The sequence below is a fragment of the Micromonospora sp. IBHARD004 genome, from assembly GCF_052814115.1.
Genome location: NZ_CP199934.1, coordinates 4510308 through 4529399 on the forward strand (window position 1 = coordinate 4510308; position 19092 = coordinate 4529399).

Sequence of the window (19092 nt, forward strand, 5' to 3'; positions counted from 1 at the left end):
CAGAAGGGCCTGGTCAGTGCGGTACCCGTGGGATCGGAGTCTCAGATGACGGAGCCGCCGTCGACTCCGGCACGGCCGCCCACAACGCTAGACATCGATCTACACCGCGCCTGCCGCCCCGGCGTTAGGCGACCCGAGACACCGGCTGGCGCGAGCCGTCCTGGGAGCAGCGAAACCTGACCACTTCGGTCTTCAACAGGACGCTGCACCGACTCTGACCTGCGGAAATGAGAACCTGCTGGTAGGGGTGGGTGCAGTTGAGTGCTGTTCCGTGCGGTTGGACGCCGTTCGGAGCCGTTCAGGGCACCCGGCTGCTCCCAATCTGCTCCCCCCATTCGGAGCCGGCACCGGGCTGGTGCCGGTCGGCCGCGGCCGTGCTCGTCCCGCAGGTCATCCGCCAAAGAAGCGCGTGCAACCGGGCCTAGGATCACAGGTTCGTCGTGGCCTCTTCCACGAGTTAGACGCCGTCGGCCAGCACGGGGATATGACCGAACCGGACGATACCGTCGCACCGCCGTTGTCGCCCGAGCACGACGATGTGGTGTCACCGGCGACGCGGCGTGATCAGCCCCGACTCGTACGCCCACACGACCAGCTGGGCACGGTCGCGGCAGTGCAGCTTCGTCATCGCCCGGTTGACGTGTGTCTTGGCGGTCAACGGACTGATCACCATGCGCTCGGCGATCTCGTTGTTGCTCAGTCCTCGGGCGACCAGCTCGACGATCTCCTGTTCGCGGGCGGTCAGCACGTCGCGTCCGGCCGCCGGGTCGGCCGGCGGCGGGCCGGCGACGAACTCGCCGATGAGCGTACGCGTGACCACCGGGGCGAGCAGCGCGTCGCCGCGAGCCACGACAGCGACGGCCTGCAGCAGGTCGGCGGGGTCGGCGTCCTTGAGGAGGAACCCGCTGGCGCCCGCGCGGAGTGCGGCGAAGACATAGGAGTCGAGCCCGTAGTTGGTGAGGATGAGGACGCGGACCGCGGCGAGGTCGGGATCGGCGGCTATGCGCCGGGTGGCTTCGATGCCGTCGAGTCCCGGCATCTGCACGTCCATCAGCACGACGTCCGGCCGCAGGTGTCGCGAGAGGTCAACAGCCGAAGCGCCGTCGGTGGCCTCGCCGACGACCTTCAGGTCGTCCTCGGCGTCGAGCAGGGCCCGGAATCCGGCCCGCATCAGCGCCTGGTCGTCGGCGAGCAGAACCTTGATCACGCGGGTCCGTCCAGCGGGAACGTGGCCTGTACCGCGAACCCGCCGCCGTCGCGGGCGGCGGCGTGCAGCGTGCCGCCCAGTCCGGTGACCCGTTCCCGCATGCCGCGCAGGCCCACGCCGGGTGTCACCAGCCGGACCGGCGAGGCTTGGCCGTCGTCGGTCACCGAGACGGTCAGCTGTGCCGGGGCGTACCCCACGTGGATCTGCGCGGTGGCGGGGCCGGCGTGGCGGGCCACGTTGGTCAGTGCCTCCTGGACGACCCGGTACCCGGCCTGGTCGACCTCGGCGGGCAGGTCCCGGGGCTGACCCGTGACGGTCACCTGCACCGGTACGCCGGCCGTCCGGGTCCGCTCGGCGAGCTCGCCCACCCGGGCCAGCCCGACGCAGTCCCCGTCGGCGGGTGAGCGCAGGACGTCCAGCGTCGCCCGCAGTTCGCGCATCGCGGCGCTGCTGGCCTCCTGGATCGCCAGCAGCGTGGCCGACGGTTCCTCGCCGTGCTTGCGGGCCAGGTGCACGGCGATCCCGGCCTGCACCTTGATCACGGAGATGCTGTGGGTCAGCGAGTCGTGCAGATCCCGGGCGATGCGCAGGCGCTCCTCCCCGGCGCGACGCAACGCCATCTCCTCGCGGGTGCGTTCGGCCTCGACCGCCCGCTGTTCGACCTGTTCCAGGTACGCCCGGCGCTGCCGGGCGACGAGACCGGCGACGTTGGCCGCGACGAACCAGCCCAGCAGCAGCGCGGTCCGCTCGACGATCTGCTGGCCGGGCCGGCCGGCGGGCGCGACCGAGATGTCGCGGGCCAGGAAGCCGCCAAGGAAGACCAGACTGGCCAGGGCGGCGGCCGAACGGTGCCCCCGCCAGGCGGCGAGGTAGACCGCGCCGAGGACGGGGAACGCGGCGGACACCCCGGGGTGTACCCGGACGTGGAGGGCCAGCATGGCGGCGGTCACCGCGATCAACGCCACCACCGGGTACCGCCGGCACGCAGCCAGGGCCGCCGCCATGACCAGGATCAGGGCGACGTCGAGCGCCCGCACCGTTGCGGCGTCCGGCGCGAGCACGGCGTTGCCGAGCAGGAGGACGCCGAGGGCGAGACCGCTGAGGGCGTACGGCAGATCGCGGCGCATGGTCGCACTGTAGAACGGCCGTCGTCAGCGGAGCATCCCGCGCGCGCAGTAGATGAGGCGTACTGCGGACGCGGTATCGGCGGCGGGGCAAGTGTCTGCGGCGGCACGACGTTTTCCCGGCCCGCCGAGGCAAGCATCGAGCCCATGACATACCGCTTCTTCACCCCCACTCCCGCGAAGGCGGCGACCGGTCTCACCGCGGAGGTCTACCAACAGCTGCGCGACGAGTTCCTCGGGCCGTTGCCCACCTTCCAGGTGCTCTCGGCCGTGCCGGAGGTGCTGGCCGCGACCTGGGCGCTGATGCGCGAGGCCCTGCTCGCCGGGGACGCGTCCCGGGTCGACCGCGAGGTCGTCGCGTCGGCGGTGTCCCGGGCCAACCGCTGCCGGTTCTGCGTCGACGCCCACGTGATGCTGCTGCACGCGCTGAGCGAGCACGAGCTGGCCGAGGCCATCGCCCGGGGCGGGACGCCACCGGAGCCGAGGCACGCCGAGCTCGTCGCCTGGGCCGAGGCCAGCCGCAGCCCCAAAGCCGCCGTCTGGACCAGCCCGTACCGCCCGGAGGTCACCGGCACCCTGCTCGCCTTCCACTTCATCAACCGGGTCGTCTCGGCGCTGCTCGAACCGGATCTGCTGCCCGGCGGCCTGCAGCGCTCGCGCGCGGTGCGGTCGGTCGGGGGCCGCCTCTACGCCAAGGCGGCCCGAGAGCCGAAGGAGCCGGGCCGCGGTCTGCCGCTTCTCGACGCCGGCACGACGGCGCCACCGGCCTGGGCCGGGGACAGCCCGGTCGGCGTCGCGTACGCGTCGTTGCGGAACGCCGCCATGCGAGGCGGCGACCTGCTGGGCGACGTCGCTCGCCAGACCGTCACGGCCACCGTGCGCTGGGAGAACGGAAAGTTCCCGGCCCGGCCCGCAGACTGGGCCGTCGATCTGGTCCGGGACGTGCCCGGGGCGGACCGCATCGGGACGCGGATCGCGCTGCTGGCGGCGTTCGCGCCCAGTGCGATCAGCGTCGGCGACGTCGCCCTCTGGCGGCTTTCCCATCCGGCCGACGCCGACCTGGTGCGGCTGGTCGCGTACGGCGCGATCACGGCCACCGATCACGTCGCCCGGGCACTGACCCCGGCTCATCTCTAGGAGGTCACCATGCGCAAGGCCTTCGTCATCGTCAGCACTCTGCTGCTCGTCTCGTTCGTCCTGCAGTTCCTCTTTGCCGCCGTGGGCGCGTTCACGAAGCCCGCGGGCGACGGCGCCTACGCCCTGCACAGCATCAACGGGATGGCGATCATCCCCGTCCTCACCCTGCTCACCATCCTGCTCGCCGTGCTGGCGAAGGCACCGGGCCGGCTCGTCGGACTGGCGGTGCTGCCGCTCGGCCTCGTCGTCGTGCAGGCGCTCGTCGCCGCGCTCGCGAACGGGTCCACCGACGCCGCGGGCGCCAGTACTCCGTTCGGCCTCACCATCGCCGGGCTGCACGCCCTCATCGGAATCGTCGCGGTGCACGTCGTGGTCAGCGTCAGCCAGGCAGCGCGAAAGCTGGCTCGCCCGGCGCCGACCGGCGCCACCCACGTGCCCGTCCGGGAAGGGGAGCCGGCATGACCGTCGGCTCGCTGCTCGCGGCCGACCTCGTGATCGCGGTCCTCGCGGCCGCCGGGTGGCTGGGCGGCGGCGCCGGGTCGGCTGCCCGGCGCCGTCCGCTCGCACTGGGGCTGGCCGCGTTCGCGCTGCTCGCCACGCTCGCCCGCGCGATCACGATCACCGCGCTCGCCCGTGCCGGCTGGTGGTTCGCGGCGGAGAAGGTCCTCATCGCCGCCCCGCTGTCGCTCGCGGCGGTGGTCGTCGCCGGGCCGCGGCTGCTGCGGGCTTCGGGCGACATCCGGTCCGTCGCGGTCCCGCTCCTCTTCGCCGGGTACGCCGTTAGCGGCGGCCTGCTCGTCACGGTCCTGCACGGCTACCCGGCGTCGGCGGGCGCGGGGCTGCTCGCGGTCGCCGGGGCCGTCGCGGCGACCGCGGTGTCGTGGCGCGTTCTCGGCGCGCGCCCGTCCCCGACGGTGTCCCGGACGGCCCTCGCGGTGGCGGTCGCGGCGCTGGTGACCGGAACCGGGCTGGCCGCCACCCCGGGCGCTGCTCCCGGCGTACCGCATGATCACGAATATCGGGATGCGCGGACCGCGGGCGAACCGACCAGGCGGTTCACCCTGACGGCCGGGACCGCCACGGTGAGCGTGAGCGGCCGTGACGTCGTGGCGTGGGCGTTCAACGGGCAGGTTCCCGGGCCGGAGCTGACCGCCACCGTCGGCGACGTCCTTGAGGTGACGCTGCGCAACCGGGACATCGCGCGGGGCGTCACGCTGCACTGGCACGGATACGACGTGCCGAACAGTCAGGACGGGGTGCCCGGCGTGACGCAGGCGGCGGTGCTGCCCGGACAGGAGTTCGTCTATCGGTTCCGCGCCGATCAGGCCGGGACGTACTGGTACCACACGCATGCGGTATCCGACGTCGGCGTGCGGATGGGGCTCTACGGCGTCCTGGTGGTGCGCCCGGCGCCGGTGGCCGGCGTCGACGTCACGGTGCCGGTGCACACGCTGGCCGGCCTTCCGTTGCCCGCACCGCGAGCCGAGCCGGTCGAGGCGGGGGTGCCCGTGCGGCTGCGGCTGATCAACACCGACAGCACGACGCACCGGTATGCCCTGGCCGGGACCCCGTTCCGAGTCGCCGCGATCGACGGATCCGACCTGCAGGGCCCGACCTCGCTTGTGGACACCGCCGTGCTGATCCCGGCCGGGGGACGCTACGACCTGGTGTTCACCGCGCCCGCCACGCCGGTGGCGCTGTTCGTCGACGGACGGGCGGTCTACTCGACCGGACCGGTGTCAGCGGCGACCGGCGCGTGGCCGGTGCTGGATCCGCTCACCTACGGCGTCCGTTCTCCGGTGCCGTGGTCCCGGTTTGACAGGGAGTTCACCCTCGTTCTCGACCGCGGCCTCGACCTTCACGGACTGTTTCCGCGGTACGCCCACACCGTCAACGGCGCGGCCGATCCGGACATCCCGTCTCAGGTCGTAAGCCGCGGCGACATCGTCAAGTTCACGATCGTGAACCGATCACTGGTGGTGCACCCGTGGCATCTGCACGGGCATCACGTCCTGGTGTTGACCCGCAGCGGAACGCCGGCGACCGGGAGTCCCTTGTGGCTGGACTCGTTCGACATACGCCCCGGCGACGTCTGGGAGGTGGCGTTCCGGGCCGACAACCCCGGAACCTGGGCCAACCACTGCCACAACCTGGCGCACGCCGACGCCGGGATGACGCTGCACCTGATGTACTCGTGATCCGCCGTTGTGAACACGGGTGACCGCTGCAGGTGACTCGAAGGCGTGGCAGGACCTGGTCCAGGACCATTCTGAAGACTCGCTATCCGCTCCAAGACAGCACCGCGGCAGAAGTAAACCCCATTGAGGTCCTCGACCGGCGTTCGGCTGATCTTGTGAGGTTCCCCGGGGATGTGGACACCGGGTTATGCCGCGATCTGGTGCAGCGTAGTCGGTGCGAAGGTTTGTTCGTAGTCGGCGGGGCTGAGGTAGCTCAGCGCGGAGTGGCGGCGTCGGTGGTTGTAGAAGGCGATCCACCGGAACACGTCGCGGCGGGCGGCGGCCTCGGTTGCCCACCGTCGGCGGTAGACGTCGAGTTCACGCTTGAGGGTGGCGAAGAACGCCTCGGCCAGGGCGTTGTCGTACGACGAGCCGATCCGGCCCATGGAGCGGCGGATGCGGTGGTGGCGGCAGGCGTCGGCGAAGGCGCCGCTGCTGTATTGGGGCGCTGTTGCGCTGCCGGATCCCAGGGGCCGAGGCAGGCTTGACGGGTGACGCTGTCCAGCCTTCGTCGCCCTCGCCACCGAAGTCGGCGTTCACCGGGTTCCGCTTCCCGTCCGAGGTGATCGTCGTCGCGGTCCGGTGGTACCTGCGGTACTGCCTCTCGTACCGAGACGTGGAGGAGCTGCTCATCGAACGCGGTGTTGACGTCGGACCCCGTCACCGTGTTCCGGTGGGTGCAGCGGTTCACGCCGCTGCTGGCCGACGTGGCCCGGTTCGCCCGCCACTCGCCTGGTGACCGGTGGTTCGTCGACGAGACCTACGTCAAGGTCAACGGCGTGTGGCGGTACGTCTACCGCGCGATCGACCAGCACGGCAGGTCATCGACGTGCTCGTCTCGGCCCGCCGCGATGCCGCCGCGGCCCGGCGGTTCTTCCAGCGGGCGCTGCGGATGCTGAAGGTGACGCCCAGCGAGGTCGTCACCGACGCCGCCCCGGTCTACCCCGCCGTGCTCGACGACTGGATCCCCTCGGCCTGGCACCACGTCGAGCGGCACGCGAACAATCCGATCGAGGCCGATCACAGCCAGCTCAAACACCGGCTACGACCCATGCGCGGACTCGGACCGACCAGACCGCACAAGTGATCATCGCCGGACACGCCTTCATGCAGAACTTACGACGCGGCCACTACGAACTTTCCGGCGATGTCCCGCCCGCGAAGAGGGTCGCTGCCGCGTTCACCGAGCTGGCCCACCGATCTGACCGCGGACCCGAAACGGGCTCGCCATCTCCCTTGGCCCGCGACGCAACAGCGCCCACCCGACACCCCGCCATCGGTCACCCGAACTCGGGCGGCGCTGCGCAGCACCTCGTCGAGGGCGGCTTCCGAAGTCACCCCGTTATTCTGCGGTCGCAACGCCCTGTTGACGAGACCCGCCCCTCGCGACGTCCTCCTGCCGCAAGAACTCGGGTTCGGTTCGGGCATGACGTGCTGGCGGCGGCTGGCCGAGCGGCACGCCGCGGGCGTGTGGCAGCGTCTGGGCGCCCAAGTCAGGGCAGATCGGGGTGTGTCTCGTCGATGGCGGCCGGGGCGGCGACGCCCCGCATCGTGTCGGAGTGGTCGACCGGGTGTTGGGGTCCGACCACGGGGAGGTTGATCTTCGTGTGCCTTGCACTCTCAGGTGGCGAGTGCTAAACCGTAGTTAGCACTCGCCCTGTGCGAGTGCTAGCCGATTGGGATGAGCCCTCTGGTGGGGCGTGCGCGTAAGTCATCGCAGGTCGGTCCGATCAGTGCTGCATGTCAGCACGACGAGTAGAGGACGACGCAGATGGCCAAGTTGATCGCATTCGGTGAAGACGCCCGTCGCGGCCTCGAACGTGGCATGAACATCCTCGCCGACACGGTGAAGGTGACGCTGGGCCCGAAGGGCCGCAACGTCGTGCTGGACAGCAGATGGGGCGCGCCGACCATCACCAACGACGGTGTCAGCATCGCCAAGGAGATCGAGCTCGACGACCCCTACGAGAAGCTCGGTGCCGAGCTGGTCAAGGAAGTCGCCAAGAAAACCGACGACGTGGCCGGCGACGGCACCACGACGGCCACCGTCCTGGCCCAGGCCCTGGTACGGGAGGGGCTGCGCAACGTCGCCGCGGGCGCGAACCCGATCGCGCTCAAGCGCGGCATCGAGCAGGCCGTGGCCGCGGTGACCGAGGCGTTACGTAACCAGGCCCAGGACGTCGAGACCAGAGCGCAGATCGCGGCCACCGCGTCCATCTCCGCCGCCGACGCAAGCGTCGGTGAACTCATCGCCGAGGCGATGGACAAGGTCGGTAAGGAAGGCGTCATCACCGTCGAGGAGAGCAACACCTTCGGCCTCGAGCTGGAGCTCACCGAGGGCATGCGCTTCGACAAGGGCTACATCTCGCCCTACTTCGTCACCGACACCGAACGGATGGAAGCCGTTCTCGACGACCCGTATTTCCTCATCGTCGAGAACAAGATCTCGAACCTGACCGACCTGCTCCCGATCCTGGAGAAGGTCATGCAGGCGGGCAAGCCGCTGGCCATCGTCGCCGAGGACGTCGAGGCCGAGGCTCTCGCAACCCTGATCGTCAACAAGGTCCGTGGCACTTTCACGTCGCTGGCTGTCAAGGCACCCGGCTTCGGTGACCGCCGCAAGGCCATGCTGGCCGACCTTGCCGTCCTCACCAATGGTCAGGTCGTCAGCGACACCGTAGGTCTCACGCTGGAAAACGTCACCCTCGACATGCTCGGCCGGGCCCGCAAGGTGGTCGCCACCTTGGACGAGACCACCATCGTCGACGGTGCCGGTGACGTGGAGCAGATCGCCGGCCGGGTCGCCCAGCTCCGCGCCGAGATCGACAACAGTGACTCCGACTACGACCGGGAGAAGCTGCAGGAGCGGCTGGCCAAGCTGGCCGGCGGCATCGCGGTGATCAAGGTCGGCGCGGCCACCGAGGTGGAGCTCAAGGAGCGCAAGCACCGCATCGAGGACGCCGTCCGCAACGCCAAGGCCGCCATCGAAGAGGGCCTACTCCCTGGCGGCGGTGTGGCCTTGGCCAACGCCGCGGTCACGGCGTTCGACAAGCTCGACCTTGCCGGTGACGAGGCCACCGGCGCGAACATCGTGCGGGTCGCGTTGACCGCGCCGCTCAAGCAGATCGCCAGCAACGCCGGCCTTGAGGGCGCCGTGGTGGCAGAGAAGGTCAACTCACTTCCCGCCGGCCACGGCCTCGATGCTGCGACCGGCGAGTACGTCGACATGATCAAAGCGGGTATCGTCGAACCGGCCAAGGTGACCCGTTCCGCGCTGCAGAACGCCGCGTCGATCGCCGCATTGTTCCTGACCACCGAGGTACTCATCGCCGACAAGCCATAGACGCCCGGCGTCGGCTTGCCGGGCAGCGACGACCTTCGGGGCTGTCACAGACCGGGGCCGGCCAGTGCGGCTGCGTGCCGCACTGGCCGGCCCCGTCAAGGGATTGAGCTGTAGTGCCGTCAGGGACGGGGGGTGGACCCGGGATCAGGCGGTGACGGTGAGATGGTTCTTGACGCTGGTCACGCCGGAACCTGACCAGGCCACGTTCTCGGCCTGACGGCGTTCGGCCCACGATCGCACGGATCCGCGCAGCGTCACTTCCGCGCCGTTGACATCAGCCTTGATCTGGTGGGAGTCGAGCTGGGCGTTGCGCAGGATCGCCCCGTCGATCGCGGCTTTCAGATCGTCGGACGCTGGAGTGGTCGCGACGAGCCGGCCGACCACCGGTACCTTCGTGGTCTCCGGCGCAGTGATGCTCGGCGACGGCGCATCCTTCACCAGGGACGGCCACGGCGGCTGCGCCGGCACCGACGCCCACGCCGACGTCACCGACGGTGCTCCGGTGCTCATCACGACCACAGGCGGGTTGGCCGTTGGGAGGCTGACCGACCCGCGCGCGCTCACTGACGGCACCTGTCGATTCTGGTTCTCCGTCCGCGGGGTGCCGACCGGGCAGGACGCCTACCTGGTCATGGTCGCCGACCGGGACCCCCGCCAGTACGCCGAACAGGAGCTGACCGGCGCGCTGGTGAGCCTGCGCGTCGACTGAAACCGGTCAGAGGTTCAGCGGCCCCAGGTTGGTGGCCAGTTCCCGGAACCGCGGCGGGGACGAGTTCTACCACGCTTGTTGAGGCGGGTGGGCGGCCGGTTGCCGGGGCGATGCAGATCCGGCCCGAATGGGGCCCCATGCCGTCGGTGTGGAGCGTCTACTTCGCCGTCGACGACTGCGCCGCCACGGCCGACCTCGCGATCTCGCTCGGGGCGACCGAGATGCTGCGGCAGGACTCCCCCGCCGGCCGGTTCGCCACGGTGACGCGGGCTGGGTCAGCCGCTGCGTGATGCCGTTGCGGCGGCAGATCTTGTCGAGCAGCACCTCACCTCGCCGGTGACGGCGACATGAGCATGGGTATGGCTGGTGGGCTCATAGTTCGTCTTCCTTGTCGTCGAAAGCTTGCCGGCCGCGTGGCGGTGCCGGCCGGCCAACGTCGTTGGTCCGCTTTTGTCGAGTTGTCACGTCGGCGCTACCCGTGAGATGCCTGACGGTTGGCGGCGGCCGTTGGGGTAGCGACATGCCCCCTACCGCGAACTCTTCCGCCCTGTCGGGCCTGGAACGTCGCCGCTTCCTTGTCGGTATCGGTGCCGTCGCCGGGCTGGCCGCCGTGAGCCAGGTGCCGCTCGAGGGCACCGCCCTCGCAGCGCCGCGCATCCGCAGCGGCGAGTACCCCTTCAAGCTTGGAATCGCCTCAGGCGACCCCATGCCGGAGGGCGTGGTGCTGTGGACCCGGCTCGTACCGGAGCTGTTCAGCCCCGACGGCGGCATGCCGAGCCGCCCGGTGCCGGTGGACTGGCAGGTCGCGCTGGACGCGGGCATGCGGACAGTTGTCAAGCACGGCACGGTGTCGGCCCTGCCCGAGTTGGCGCACTCGGTGCACGTCGAGGTCGACGGGCTGCTGCCGGGGCGGGAGTACTACTACCGCTTCCGCTATCGCGGCGACGTCTCCGATGTAGGCCGCACCCGCACCGCGCCTCGCGAGCAGGGCCCGCTGGGGTCGTTGAGTTTTGCCTTCGCCTCCTGCCAGGACTGGTCGCACGGCTTCTACGCGGCATACCGGAGCATGGCCGAGGAGGACCTCGACCTGGTGGTCCACCTCGGTGACTACGTGTACGAGTACGGGGTTCCGGCCGATGGCGGTATGCGCAAATCGGCGACGCCGGACGTGCTGCGCAACGGGCCGCAGAGCCTCGACGGCTGGCGGATGCAGTACGCGCTGTACAAGTCCGACCCGGACCTGCAGCGCGCACATGCCCGCTTCCCGTGGCTGGTCACGTGGGACGACCACGAGGTGCAGAACGACTACGTCGGGGCGTACGACGGCACGATCAGCGCGTACCGGGCCGCGGCATACAAGGCGTGGTACGAGCACCAGCCCGTGCGCCGCCGATCGCTGCCGCGCAAGGACGGTTCGCTCAAGCTCTACGGCCGGTCGAACTGGGGCCGCCTGGCCCAGCTCGACGTACTGGACACGCGGCAGTACCGCACCTCGCCGCCGTGCGGCTGGGGCGAGGCGCCATCATGCGACGCCGGCAACGACCCGACGAAGGGCACGATGCTCGGTGAGAGCCAGGAGAAGTGGCTGCTCGGCGGGCTGCGCGAGTCGAAGGCCCGGTGGAACGTCATCGCGACGAGCGTGATGATGGCGCGCCTTGACCACGATGGCCCGACCGGCGACATACTCTGGCATGACGCGTGGGACGGCTTCCCAGTCTCGCGGAAGGCCATCACCGACACGTTCACCTCGGCCAAGGTGCGCAACCCCGTCATGGTCGCCGGCGACTGGCACTCAACTTTCGTTAACGACATCAAGAGCGACTTCGACAGGCCTGAGTCCCCGGTCGTGGCAACGGAGTTCGTCGGTACCTCCATCACCACCAATGGTGACGACGAGGTCTACGGGCCGTACTACGGTCCGATGATGAAGTGGAACCCGCACATCAAGTTCTTCGACGGCGACCGCCGTGGCTACGTCACCTGCCGGCTGAACGCAGACGAGTGGCGGACGGACCTGCGGATGGTGCCGACGGTCAGCCGGGCCGACGCGGCCGCGACGACGTTCGCCTCGTTCTTGATCCACGACCGCCAGCCGGGGGCCATCAGGGTCTAGTGACGCGTGATCGGCTCAAGGCAAGCGCCGCCGACGCCGGTGAGACGTCGCGCGTGCACCCGCAGGTGCCGATGAAGCTCGCGGTCTTCGACAGTTCGGTGGCGCTCCTGCCTCTGGCGATGGACCAGCTGGTCGACAGCGCGCTCGTGGTCCACCAGTGCGCGTTGCTGGACGCGCTGACCGAAATGTTCGACCTGCTCTGGGAACAGGCCGTACCGGTCGTGCCGCCGGCCGGTGAGACCGGTCTCGATGGTTGGGTGGCCTCGACCACACCAGGCGAGTTCGCCGCTACCACGCCTACCAGCCCCATCCCCACCAGGCTGACCAATCCCGCTGCCGCCATCCCGATAGCGAGCCCACGTCGCGGAGGGCGTCCCCACCTGACGCGGTGAGGCGTTCGACCATGCCGCGTTCCGCGCGCACAAGGTCGCGGCGCGCCCGTTCGGTCGCGCACTCAACTGCCGCCGACCGCGCCCTAAGGTGCTGCTGCCCCGGGGAGCTCAGGCCGCCCTGAGCCAGCGGCCATGGATGTCCTCCTAGTGCAGCGGGTCTACGACGACCGGGTCGTCGAGGAGGGTCACCAGCAGGGCGCCGTTCGGGAGTCGGCGCGTGCGCGCGCCGCCCGTGACTCAGGGAATCGGTCAAGTCAGCTAGGGCGTGGCCTAGCGGATCAGGCCACCGGTGGACTCGGGCAGCGGCTCGTCGGTGTTGATGAGCGAGGGCGGCCCGGCCGCGATGCCCTCCTCTGGCTCGCGGCTGGAGGCACGGGCGTCTGCCAACACCTCGGCAGGGACGTGCTGCTCGAGGAATCGCCGCGCCAGCCGGGTCGACGGGTGCACGCCGATGGTGGCCACCACTATGATGCCGGCGATCACCAGCCAGCCGACGGCGCCCCAGTTCATCGCGAGGAAGGTGTACAACGCCGGCGCCCATACCCGGCCCAGGGTGCTGCTCAGCTCGGCGGCGCCCTGGTAGGCGCCGCGCTGACGTGGGTCCATCAGCTCGGCCTCGAACGACCAGCTGGCGGCCGAGAGGTAGAGCTCAGCCCCGGTCACGGTGACGTGACCCAGCCAGACCAGCGAGATCGTGACCCAGCCGACGGTGTCGTGGGTCGCCAGCGTGATCAGACAGGAGAGCACGAAGAAGGTGGACGACACCCGAATCGCCTTCAGCGCGGTCGGCACGTCCTCGACTCCGCGGGCCGCCGCCATCGGCAGGAAGATGCACATCACCGTGTTGGTTCCGAACAGAAAGGCCAGCAGCACCCGCGGGGCGTCGGTCTCCTCCACCAGCCACAGCGGAATCACGATGTTGAGCAGCACCTGGTTGGTCCAGAAGACCCCGCCGAAGAACGTCGTGAGGAGCCAGCCGGGGTTGCGCAGCGGTCCGGGCCCGGCGATCTTCACCTTGCGGTCCTGCGGGGTGCGGTCGTCGTGCGAGGCCCGCGGCAGCCGGCTGATTGCGGCGGCGTTGACCAGAAAGACCACGGTGGTGAACCAGGGCAGCGCGTGGAGGACGTCGTTGGAGTGGAACGCCAGCGCGAAGCCACCGATCAGGGAGCCGAGGGTGAAGCCGACGTTGAGTGCGGAGTACATGTAGGCGCGCGACTTCACCCGCTCGTCCGGCGGCAGTACGTCGATCGTGTACGCGCCGTGCGCCGCGTTGCCGAGGGCACCGATGACCTCCATGCCGACGGCCATGGCGATGTAGCCCTTGAAGTCGGTGATGAGCGGCCACACCGCGAACATCGCCGCCTGCCCGGTCGCGCTGACGGCCCACATCTTCTTCGGCCCGAAGCGGTCGACCAGCTTGCCCATCGGCAGTGCGGCCAGGAAGGCGGCGATGCCGGCGCACGTCAGGCCGAGACCAACCTGGGCGGCGGACAGCCCGACGATCTTGGTGAAGAACACCGCCGATCCGGTCATGAAGGTGCCCTCACCGAGGGCGAAGAGGAGTGACTGGGCAGCGAGCTGGCCGGCGAGAGGCGACGGGGGGCGCGCTCGGCGGAGGACGGCGGCGAACATCACCGGGGATTCTCCGGAACCTCACGACAATTGTCGTGCGATTTTCCGGCGCGGCGGCGGTGGCGCTACAGCATCCCCGCGGCCAGGACCGCCCACTCCGAACAGGCCCGGCCGGCCGTGACCCCGCCGTCGACCACGCCGACCATGCTGGTCATCGCCGCTGCTTCGTCCGCCGTCGAGGTGTCGTACCTGAAGGCGTGTCGCGCGGCGCTGGGCGAACGGCTCAAGGTCGCGCCACGTGGACTGCGGTCACCAAGTCCACCTCGAACGAGCGGACGAAGTCGATGAAGCACTACCGGAACGAGGCCGCGTTCATCGCGGACATCGCAGATGGGGACGCCGCGCGGCGGGCCGCCTGCCGGCTCCGGCAGCTGCGCGAGGATGACTTCGTCGGCGGGCTCGTGCTACGCGAGTTCGAGGCGTTCACCTCGACCGAGGTGAACGACTGGTGGCTGGACGGTCGCTGCGTCCTGGTCGGGCCGCACCCCGACTACACCGCAGGACCACCCGCCGGGCGAGATTGACCTGGGCTGGCTCGCCCCCCTGATCGCCGCACTGGACCTGCCGCTGGTGACGGCGGACCTGGCGCTGCGCGCCGATGGGGTGTGGCGGGTCGTGGAAGTGGGTGACGGGCAGGTCAGCGACCGCCCGCCGGCATCGAACCATCCGCGATGATTGCGGCACTGGTCGGGGAGACTAGGTGAGCGGACAGCCCCGAGAACATCCGCTTCTGCCGCGAGTCGCGCGCTACGCAACGTCACGATGCTTGGTCGGGTCGGCGTCCTGTTGTGCCGATGACAGTGCAGTGCCGACCGTCGAAGCTGACGATCCCATGCGGGTATCGGGCCGATCTGATTGCGTCGGGGCCGGCCGGCGCTGCGCGCGGGGTTTCGATCGGGATTCGTGGGCGCTACCGCAGTTGGTCGCGGCGGCGGGTCAGGTTGGCGGTCTGGGCGGTGTTGCCGGCCAGCTCGATGGCTTTGTCGTAGGCCGCGCGCGACTGCTGACTTTGGCCCAGCCGGCGCAGCAGGTCGGCGCGGGTCGCGTGGTAGGCGTGATAGCCGGCCAGCTTGTCCTCAAGACGGTCGACGGCCGCCAGCGCCACCTCCGGTCCGTCGAGCTCGGCGACCGCGATGGCCCGGTTGAGGGCGACGATCGGCGAGGAGTCGAGGTGGACGAGTTGGTCGTAGAGGGCGACGACCTGCGACCAGTCGGTGTCGCGGATGTCGCGGGCGGAGGTGTGCACGGCGTTGATCGCGGCGAGGATCTGGTAGCGGCCCGGAGCCACCCCGGCAGCGGCGAGGCGCTCGCGCACGAGCCGGTGACCCTCGGCGATCAGCGCCTTGTCCCAGGCCCCACGGTCCTGCTCGTCGAGGGTGACCAGTTCGCCGCTGGCCGAAACCCGAGCGGTGCGGCGGGCCTCGGTGAGCAGCATCAGCGCCAGCAGCCCGGCCACCTCACCGTCCTCCGGCAGCAGAGCGCGGATCAGGCGGGTGAGCCGGATCGCCTCGGCGGTCAGGTCGTGACGTACGGGATCGGTGTCGGGGCCGGTCGCCAGGTAGCCCTCGTTGAAGACGAGATACAGCACGGCGAGTACGCCGGAGACGCGTGCCGGGAGATCCTCGGCGGCCGGCACGCGATAGGGGATCCGAGCCGCCTTGATCTTGGCCTTCGCGCGGGTGATCCGCTGCTCCAAGGTGGTCTCCCGCACCAGGAAGGCGCGGGCGATCTCGGGCACGGTCAGCCCGCCGAGCATGCGCAGCGTCAGCGCCACGCGGGCTTCCATCGCCAGCGCCGGGTGACAGCAGGTGAAGATCAGCCGCAGCCGGTCGTCGTCGATGGCGCCGAGAGGCTCGGGTGGGGTGTTGTCGTACACCATCTGAGCCTCCTTGTGCTTGTCGTCGCGCTTGTTCTCGCGCCGGATCCGGTCGATGGCCTTGCGAACGGCGGTGGTGGTCAGCCAGGCGCCGGGGTTGGGGGGTACGCCGTCGGCCGGCCACCGCTCCACGGCGGTCGCGAACGCCTCGGCCGCTGCCTCCTCGGCGATGTCGAGGTCACCGAAACGCCGGGTCAGCGAGGCGACCACCCGGGCCCACTCGTCGTGGTGGGCCCGGGTGACCGCCTCCTCGACGTCGCTCACTGGAACGGCCGCACCTCGATCTTCCGATCGCAGACCTTCGACGCCTCGGCGGCGAGATTGAGCGCCACATCCAGATCGGGGACCTCCCACACCCAGACGCCGGCGAGGTACTCCTTCGACTCCACGAAAGGCCCGTCGCTGAACACCGCCTGCTCGCCCCGGTTGTCGATGACGGTGGCCGCGTCGGTGTCCGCGAGTCCGCCCGCGAAAACCCAGTAGCCCTCGGCGATCAGTCGTTCGTTGAACGCGCTGATGGCAGGCCGCCTGTCCGTGCTGCCGGGATTGCTCTTGTCATCGATCACGGAAACCAGGTACTGCATCTGAAGATCATCTCCTCTGGTGTCAAGACAGCGTGGTTCGGCGGTCAGGGACTTCAGGCCGTTGCATACCGCGGGCGCCCGGCCGGCCGGTAGACCTGGATCGTCACGCCCTTCGAGTCGACCCGCGACTCGACCAGGTCGAGCGCAAGATCCGGACCGGTCTCCGGGAACAGTCTCGCGCCCTGGCCGAGGATCACCGGGATCACGATCAGAGTCATCTCGTCGACCAGATCGTTCTCCAGCAGCCACCGGGTCAGGGCGCCACTGCCGTGTACCTGCAGCTCACCCCCGGGCTTGGCCTTCAGCTCACTGATGGCCGCCGGGAGGTCACCGCGGAGAACGGTCGTGTCCTCCCAACGCGGCGCGGTGAGCGTGGTCGAGGCAACGTACTTGGGGGCCTCGTTCAAGGCCACGCCGATGGGATGTGCGCGCATCTGGTCGATTGATCCCCAGGAGCCGGCGAACAACTCGTAGGTGCGCCGGCCGAACAGGAACGCGTCGGCGCGCTGGTAGGTCTGCGTGATGAACGTCCTGGTCTCGTCGTCACCCGCCCCCCGGGCCCATCCGCCGCGCTCGAATCCGTTCCTGCGGTCATCCGACGCGGCGCCGTTTCCCTGCATCACTCCATCGAGGGTGACCTGGGTCATGGTCGTCAGCTTCATGATCGCGGTTCCTTTGCCTTGGCGCCGCCCCTTGTGGGCGGCCTCACCCCAGCTACGAACACCACCGCCCCGATCCGACACCCCCTCCCGGACTTCTTTGAAGAATTTTCCGGGACGCCGGTCGTCATCGCTCCGACAACACGACAGTTTCGCAGCGACTGCGCTCCGCCTCCTCAAGCACGCCCAGCGCGGAAGGGCTCCTGGACCAGATCGACCGATCACGAAGATCCTGACTAGGCCGTGTTTCGTAAGGCGCGCAGCCATTGGTTGATGGCGGCGATGGTGAGGGTGGCTTCGTAGCGGACGGCGAGTTTGTCGTACCTGGTGGCCATGGCGCGGTGCTGTTTGAGCTGGTTGATGCCGCACTCGACAGCGTGCCGCTGCCGGTAGACAACGGGATCAAATGCGGGTGGGCGCCCGCCTTGGGATCCCTTCGCTTTGCGGTGGGCGTCCTGGTCGGCCTTGCTCGAGATACAGGCCCGGATGCCGCGCGTGCGTAGATGGCCGCGGTTGGCCTTGGACGTGTAGGCCTTGTCCGCGAGCACGATCTCAGGGCGGGTCCGCGGCCGACCGCTGCCGGTCCTGGCCACCCTGATCTTGCGTAGGACCGCGATGAACTGCGAGCTGTCACCGCGCTGCCCAGCGGTCACCACCCCGGCCAGCAGCTTGCGGCCTTGTTCACAGGCCAGGTGCGTCTTGGTGGTCCAGCCGCCCCGGGAGCGGCCGAGCCCGTGATCGTCCGGTTCCCGCGTGATCCCGCCCGGCGGTTCCTTCTGCATGTCGCCGTCGCGTCGGGCACCGGCGGCGTGTTGATGGGCCCGGCTGATGGTGGAGTCGACGCTGACCGTCCAGCCGATCAACCCGCAGGCGTCCGCGCGGGCCTGCAACGAGGCGAGGATCTGAGCCCAGGCACCGTCGCGCTGCCACCGGCGGAACCACCGATACAACGTCGGCCAGGGCGGATACAACTCAGGCACGTCTCGCCATGGTGACCCGGTGCGTATCCGCCACCTGATCCCGTCGATGATCTGTCTGTTGGCCCATCTGCGCGGCCGCCCGTGACCTGCCTGCGCAGGCAGCAACGGCTGCAGTACCGCCCACTGCGAGTCAGTCAGGTCGTGGCGCTTCGCTGCCGCTACGCTCGGCACGGGGTCTCCGGTTATGACGTTCTGCTTGGTCGCTGAACCACATACCGGAGACCTCTTCAGCTATCTATCACCGCCACGCCGCGAGCCGCGACGACACCAGCCGCCTTACAAAACACGGCCTAGATCCACGGATCAATGACGGCTCGCATTGATGGAAGCTGATGTTGGCGCTGGTCGGGACGGGCCGTGGCTGGTCTGCCGGTTTCGGGTACCGGCCTGCTCGGGGCTTATTCTGTGGATCGTGTCCAGGGGGGGTGGCCGTCCTCGCCTTCGAGGAGTCGTTCGGCGCTGCGCGGCGAGCGCGAGGAGGACGCCGCGCTGCCGGTGAGCTGGCGGCGATGGACTCCTGTGATTCAGCGCGCGCGGCGGTAGTGCATGGCCACCGCGCCGTTGCGGAGCGGCTTCGCCGAGAGCAGCTCGAGCTGGCGCGTGCCGGGCAGCCCGCCCTGGTACAGCGTCGGGCCGTGGCCGGCGATCCTGGGATGGACGAGCAGCTTGTACTCGTCGATCAGGTCCAGCCGGTCGAGCTCGGTCGCGAGCTTGCCGCTTCCGAGGAGGACCCCGGCCGGGGTCGCGTCCTTGAGCTTCTGCACGCCCTCGCGCAGATCGCCGGCGATGTGGTGGCTGTTGGTCCACGGGAAGTCCTTGCGCGTCGACGACACCACGTACTTGGGTTTGGCCCCCAGCTTGACCGCCCACTCGCGCATGGCCGGCGGCGCCTCCTCGTCGCCGCGGGCGACAGCCGGCCAGTAGCTCTCCATCATCTCGTAGGTGACGCGACCCCACAGCATTGCCCCGCCCTCGTCCATGAGACGGGTGAAGAAGGCGTGCGTCTCGTCGTCGGCGATCCCCTCCTGGTGGTCGATGCAACCGTCCAGGGTGAGGTTGAGGCTGAAGGTGAGGAGTCCCATGGCCGGCGAGTCTAACG

20 protein-coding genes and 2 pseudogenes are annotated in these 19092 nt (G+C 69.7%); 12 read left to right on the forward strand and 10 right to left on the reverse strand.

The window, feature by feature from the left end:
• Nucleotides 1-544: 544 nt before the first annotated feature.
• Nucleotides 545-1207 (reverse strand): response regulator, encoded by a 663-nt coding sequence (locus ACTWO6_RS21945; protein ID WP_446215685.1) that lies wholly within the window; start codon nucleotides 1205-1207, stop codon nucleotides 545-547.
• Nucleotides 1204-2334 (reverse strand): sensor histidine kinase, encoded by a 1131-nt coding sequence (locus ACTWO6_RS21950; protein WP_446215686.1) that lies wholly within the window; start codon nucleotides 2332-2334, stop codon nucleotides 1204-1206. The genes ACTWO6_RS21945 and ACTWO6_RS21950 overlap by 4 nt, the downstream gene beginning before the upstream one ends.
• A 144-nt stretch (nucleotides 2335-2478) precedes the next feature.
• Between ACTWO6_RS21950 and ACTWO6_RS21955 the strand changes: the two genes are divergently transcribed.
• From ACTWO6_RS21955 to ACTWO6_RS21965, 3 genes are read left to right on the forward strand one after another with little or no spacing between them, the layout of a single operon-like run.
• Nucleotides 2479-3468: a carboxymuconolactone decarboxylase family protein gene (locus ACTWO6_RS21955; RefSeq protein ID WP_446215687.1), complete on the forward strand. Its 990-nt coding sequence runs from the start codon at nucleotides 2479-2481 to the stop codon at nucleotides 3466-3468.
• Between the two features lie 9 nt (nucleotides 3469-3477).
• A complete protein-coding gene (locus tag ACTWO6_RS21960; RefSeq protein WP_446215688.1) occupies nucleotides 3478-3930 on the forward strand; it encodes a DUF6220 domain-containing protein in 453 nt (150 codons plus the stop codon).
• Nucleotides 3927-5666, forward strand: coding sequence for a multicopper oxidase family protein (locus tag ACTWO6_RS21965; RefSeq protein ID WP_446215689.1), 1740 nt, complete (start codon nucleotides 3927-3929; stop codon nucleotides 5664-5666). Before ACTWO6_RS21960 ends, ACTWO6_RS21965 begins: the two co-directional genes overlap by 4 nt.
• Nucleotides 5667-5851: 185 nt before the next feature.
• On the opposite strand, the gene ACTWO6_RS21970 is transcribed toward ACTWO6_RS21965, so the two are convergent.
• Complete coding sequence (locus ACTWO6_RS21970) at nucleotides 5852-6091, reverse strand: integrase core domain-containing protein (RefSeq protein ID WP_446215690.1); 240 nt, start codon at nucleotides 6089-6091, stop codon at nucleotides 5852-5854.
• Nucleotides 6092-6189: 98 nt separating this feature from the next.
• On the opposite strand from ACTWO6_RS21970, the pseudogene ACTWO6_RS21975 reads away from it, so the two are divergent.
• The 3 genes and pseudogenes from ACTWO6_RS21975 to groL all read left to right on the forward strand — a co-directional run.
• A pseudogene (locus ACTWO6_RS21975) lies at nucleotides 6190-6899 on the forward strand (IS6 family transposase); the annotation flags it as partial.
• A gap of 202 nt (nucleotides 6900-7101) precedes the next feature.
• Nucleotides 7102-7188 (forward strand): annotated as a pseudogene (locus tag ACTWO6_RS21980) (IS5/IS1182 family transposase); the annotation flags it as partial.
• A gap of 288 nt (nucleotides 7189-7476) precedes the next feature.
• The gene (gene groL, locus ACTWO6_RS21985; protein WP_446215691.1) at nucleotides 7477-9048 is read left to right on the forward strand and encodes a chaperonin GroEL; all 1572 of its coding nucleotides are present in this window, start codon (nucleotides 7477-7479) and stop codon (nucleotides 9046-9048) included.
• A gap of 144 nt (nucleotides 9049-9192) precedes the next feature.
• On the opposite strand, the gene ACTWO6_RS21990 is transcribed toward groL, so the two are convergent.
• Entirely contained in the window at nucleotides 9193-9432 is a 240-nt protein-coding gene (locus tag ACTWO6_RS21990; protein ID WP_446215692.1) for a BON domain-containing protein, read from the reverse strand.
• A gap of 10 nt (nucleotides 9433-9442) precedes the next feature.
• Between ACTWO6_RS21990 and ACTWO6_RS21995 the strand changes: the two genes are divergently transcribed.
• The 4 genes from ACTWO6_RS21995 to ACTWO6_RS22010 all read left to right on the forward strand — a co-directional run bounded on the left by ACTWO6_RS21995 (nucleotide 9443) and on the right by ACTWO6_RS22010 (nucleotide 12262).
• On the forward strand, nucleotides 9443-9757 hold the full coding sequence (locus ACTWO6_RS21995) for a hypothetical protein (protein ID WP_446215693.1): 315 nt from the start codon (nucleotides 9443-9445) through the stop codon (nucleotides 9755-9757).
• Nucleotides 9758-9894: 137 nt separating this feature from the next.
• Entirely contained in the window at nucleotides 9895-10047 is a 153-nt protein-coding gene (locus tag ACTWO6_RS22000) for a hypothetical protein (RefSeq protein ID WP_446215694.1), read from the forward strand.
• 98 nt (nucleotides 10048-10145) lie between these two features.
• A complete protein-coding gene (locus ACTWO6_RS22005) occupies nucleotides 10146-11870 on the forward strand; it encodes an alkaline phosphatase D family protein (protein ID WP_446215695.1) in 1725 nt (574 codons plus the stop codon).
• Complete coding sequence (locus tag ACTWO6_RS22010; RefSeq protein ID WP_446215696.1) at nucleotides 11870-12262, forward strand: hypothetical protein; 393 nt, start codon at nucleotides 11870-11872, stop codon at nucleotides 12260-12262. The genes ACTWO6_RS22005 and ACTWO6_RS22010 overlap by 1 nt, the downstream gene beginning before the upstream one ends.
• Before the next feature lie 270 nt (nucleotides 12263-12532).
• Here ACTWO6_RS22010 and ACTWO6_RS22015 read toward each other — a convergent pair whose 3' ends face one another.
• The gene (locus tag ACTWO6_RS22015) at nucleotides 12533-13894 is read right to left on the reverse strand and encodes an MFS transporter (RefSeq protein ID WP_446215697.1); all 1362 of its coding nucleotides are present in this window, start codon (nucleotides 13892-13894) and stop codon (nucleotides 12533-12535) included.
• Between the two features lie 284 nt (nucleotides 13895-14178).
• Between ACTWO6_RS22015 and ACTWO6_RS22020 the strand changes: the two genes are divergently transcribed.
• Complete coding sequence (locus ACTWO6_RS22020) at nucleotides 14179-14418, forward strand: ATP-grasp domain-containing protein (RefSeq protein ID WP_446215698.1); 240 nt, start codon at nucleotides 14179-14181, stop codon at nucleotides 14416-14418.
• A gap of 22 nt (nucleotides 14419-14440) precedes the next feature.
• Entirely contained in the window at nucleotides 14441-14569 is a 129-nt protein-coding gene (locus ACTWO6_RS22025) for an ATP-grasp domain-containing protein (protein WP_446220731.1), read from the forward strand.
• Nucleotides 14570-14804: 235 nt separating this feature from the next.
• Here the strand turns inward: ACTWO6_RS22025 and ACTWO6_RS22030 are convergent, their stop codons facing one another.
• The 5 genes from ACTWO6_RS22030 to ACTWO6_RS22050 all read right to left on the reverse strand — a co-directional run bounded on the left by ACTWO6_RS22030 (nucleotide 14805) and on the right by ACTWO6_RS22050 (nucleotide 19075).
• A complete protein-coding gene (locus tag ACTWO6_RS22030) occupies nucleotides 14805-16034 on the reverse strand; it encodes an RNA polymerase sigma factor (protein WP_446215699.1) in 1230 nt (409 codons plus the stop codon).
• Nucleotides 16031-16354 carry a YciI family protein gene (locus tag ACTWO6_RS22035; protein WP_446215700.1) on the reverse strand — a complete coding sequence of 108 codons (324 nt, stop codon included), beginning with the start codon at nucleotides 16352-16354 and terminating at the stop codon, nucleotides 16031-16033. The genes ACTWO6_RS22030 and ACTWO6_RS22035 overlap by 4 nt, the downstream gene beginning before the upstream one ends.
• 53 nt (nucleotides 16355-16407) lie before the next feature.
• Entirely contained in the window at nucleotides 16408-17016 is a 609-nt protein-coding gene (locus tag ACTWO6_RS22040; protein ID WP_446215701.1) for a dihydrofolate reductase family protein, read from the reverse strand.
• 233 nt (nucleotides 17017-17249) lie between these two features.
• Nucleotides 17250-18164: an IS5 family transposase gene (locus ACTWO6_RS22045; RefSeq protein ID WP_446215702.1), complete on the reverse strand. Its 915-nt coding sequence runs from the start codon at nucleotides 18162-18164 to the stop codon at nucleotides 17250-17252.
• Between the two features lie 353 nt (nucleotides 18165-18517).
• Nucleotides 18518-19075, reverse strand: coding sequence for a dihydrofolate reductase family protein (locus ACTWO6_RS22050; RefSeq protein ID WP_446215703.1), 558 nt, complete (start codon nucleotides 19073-19075; stop codon nucleotides 18518-18520).
• Between the last annotated feature and the right edge of the window lie 17 nt (nucleotides 19076-19092).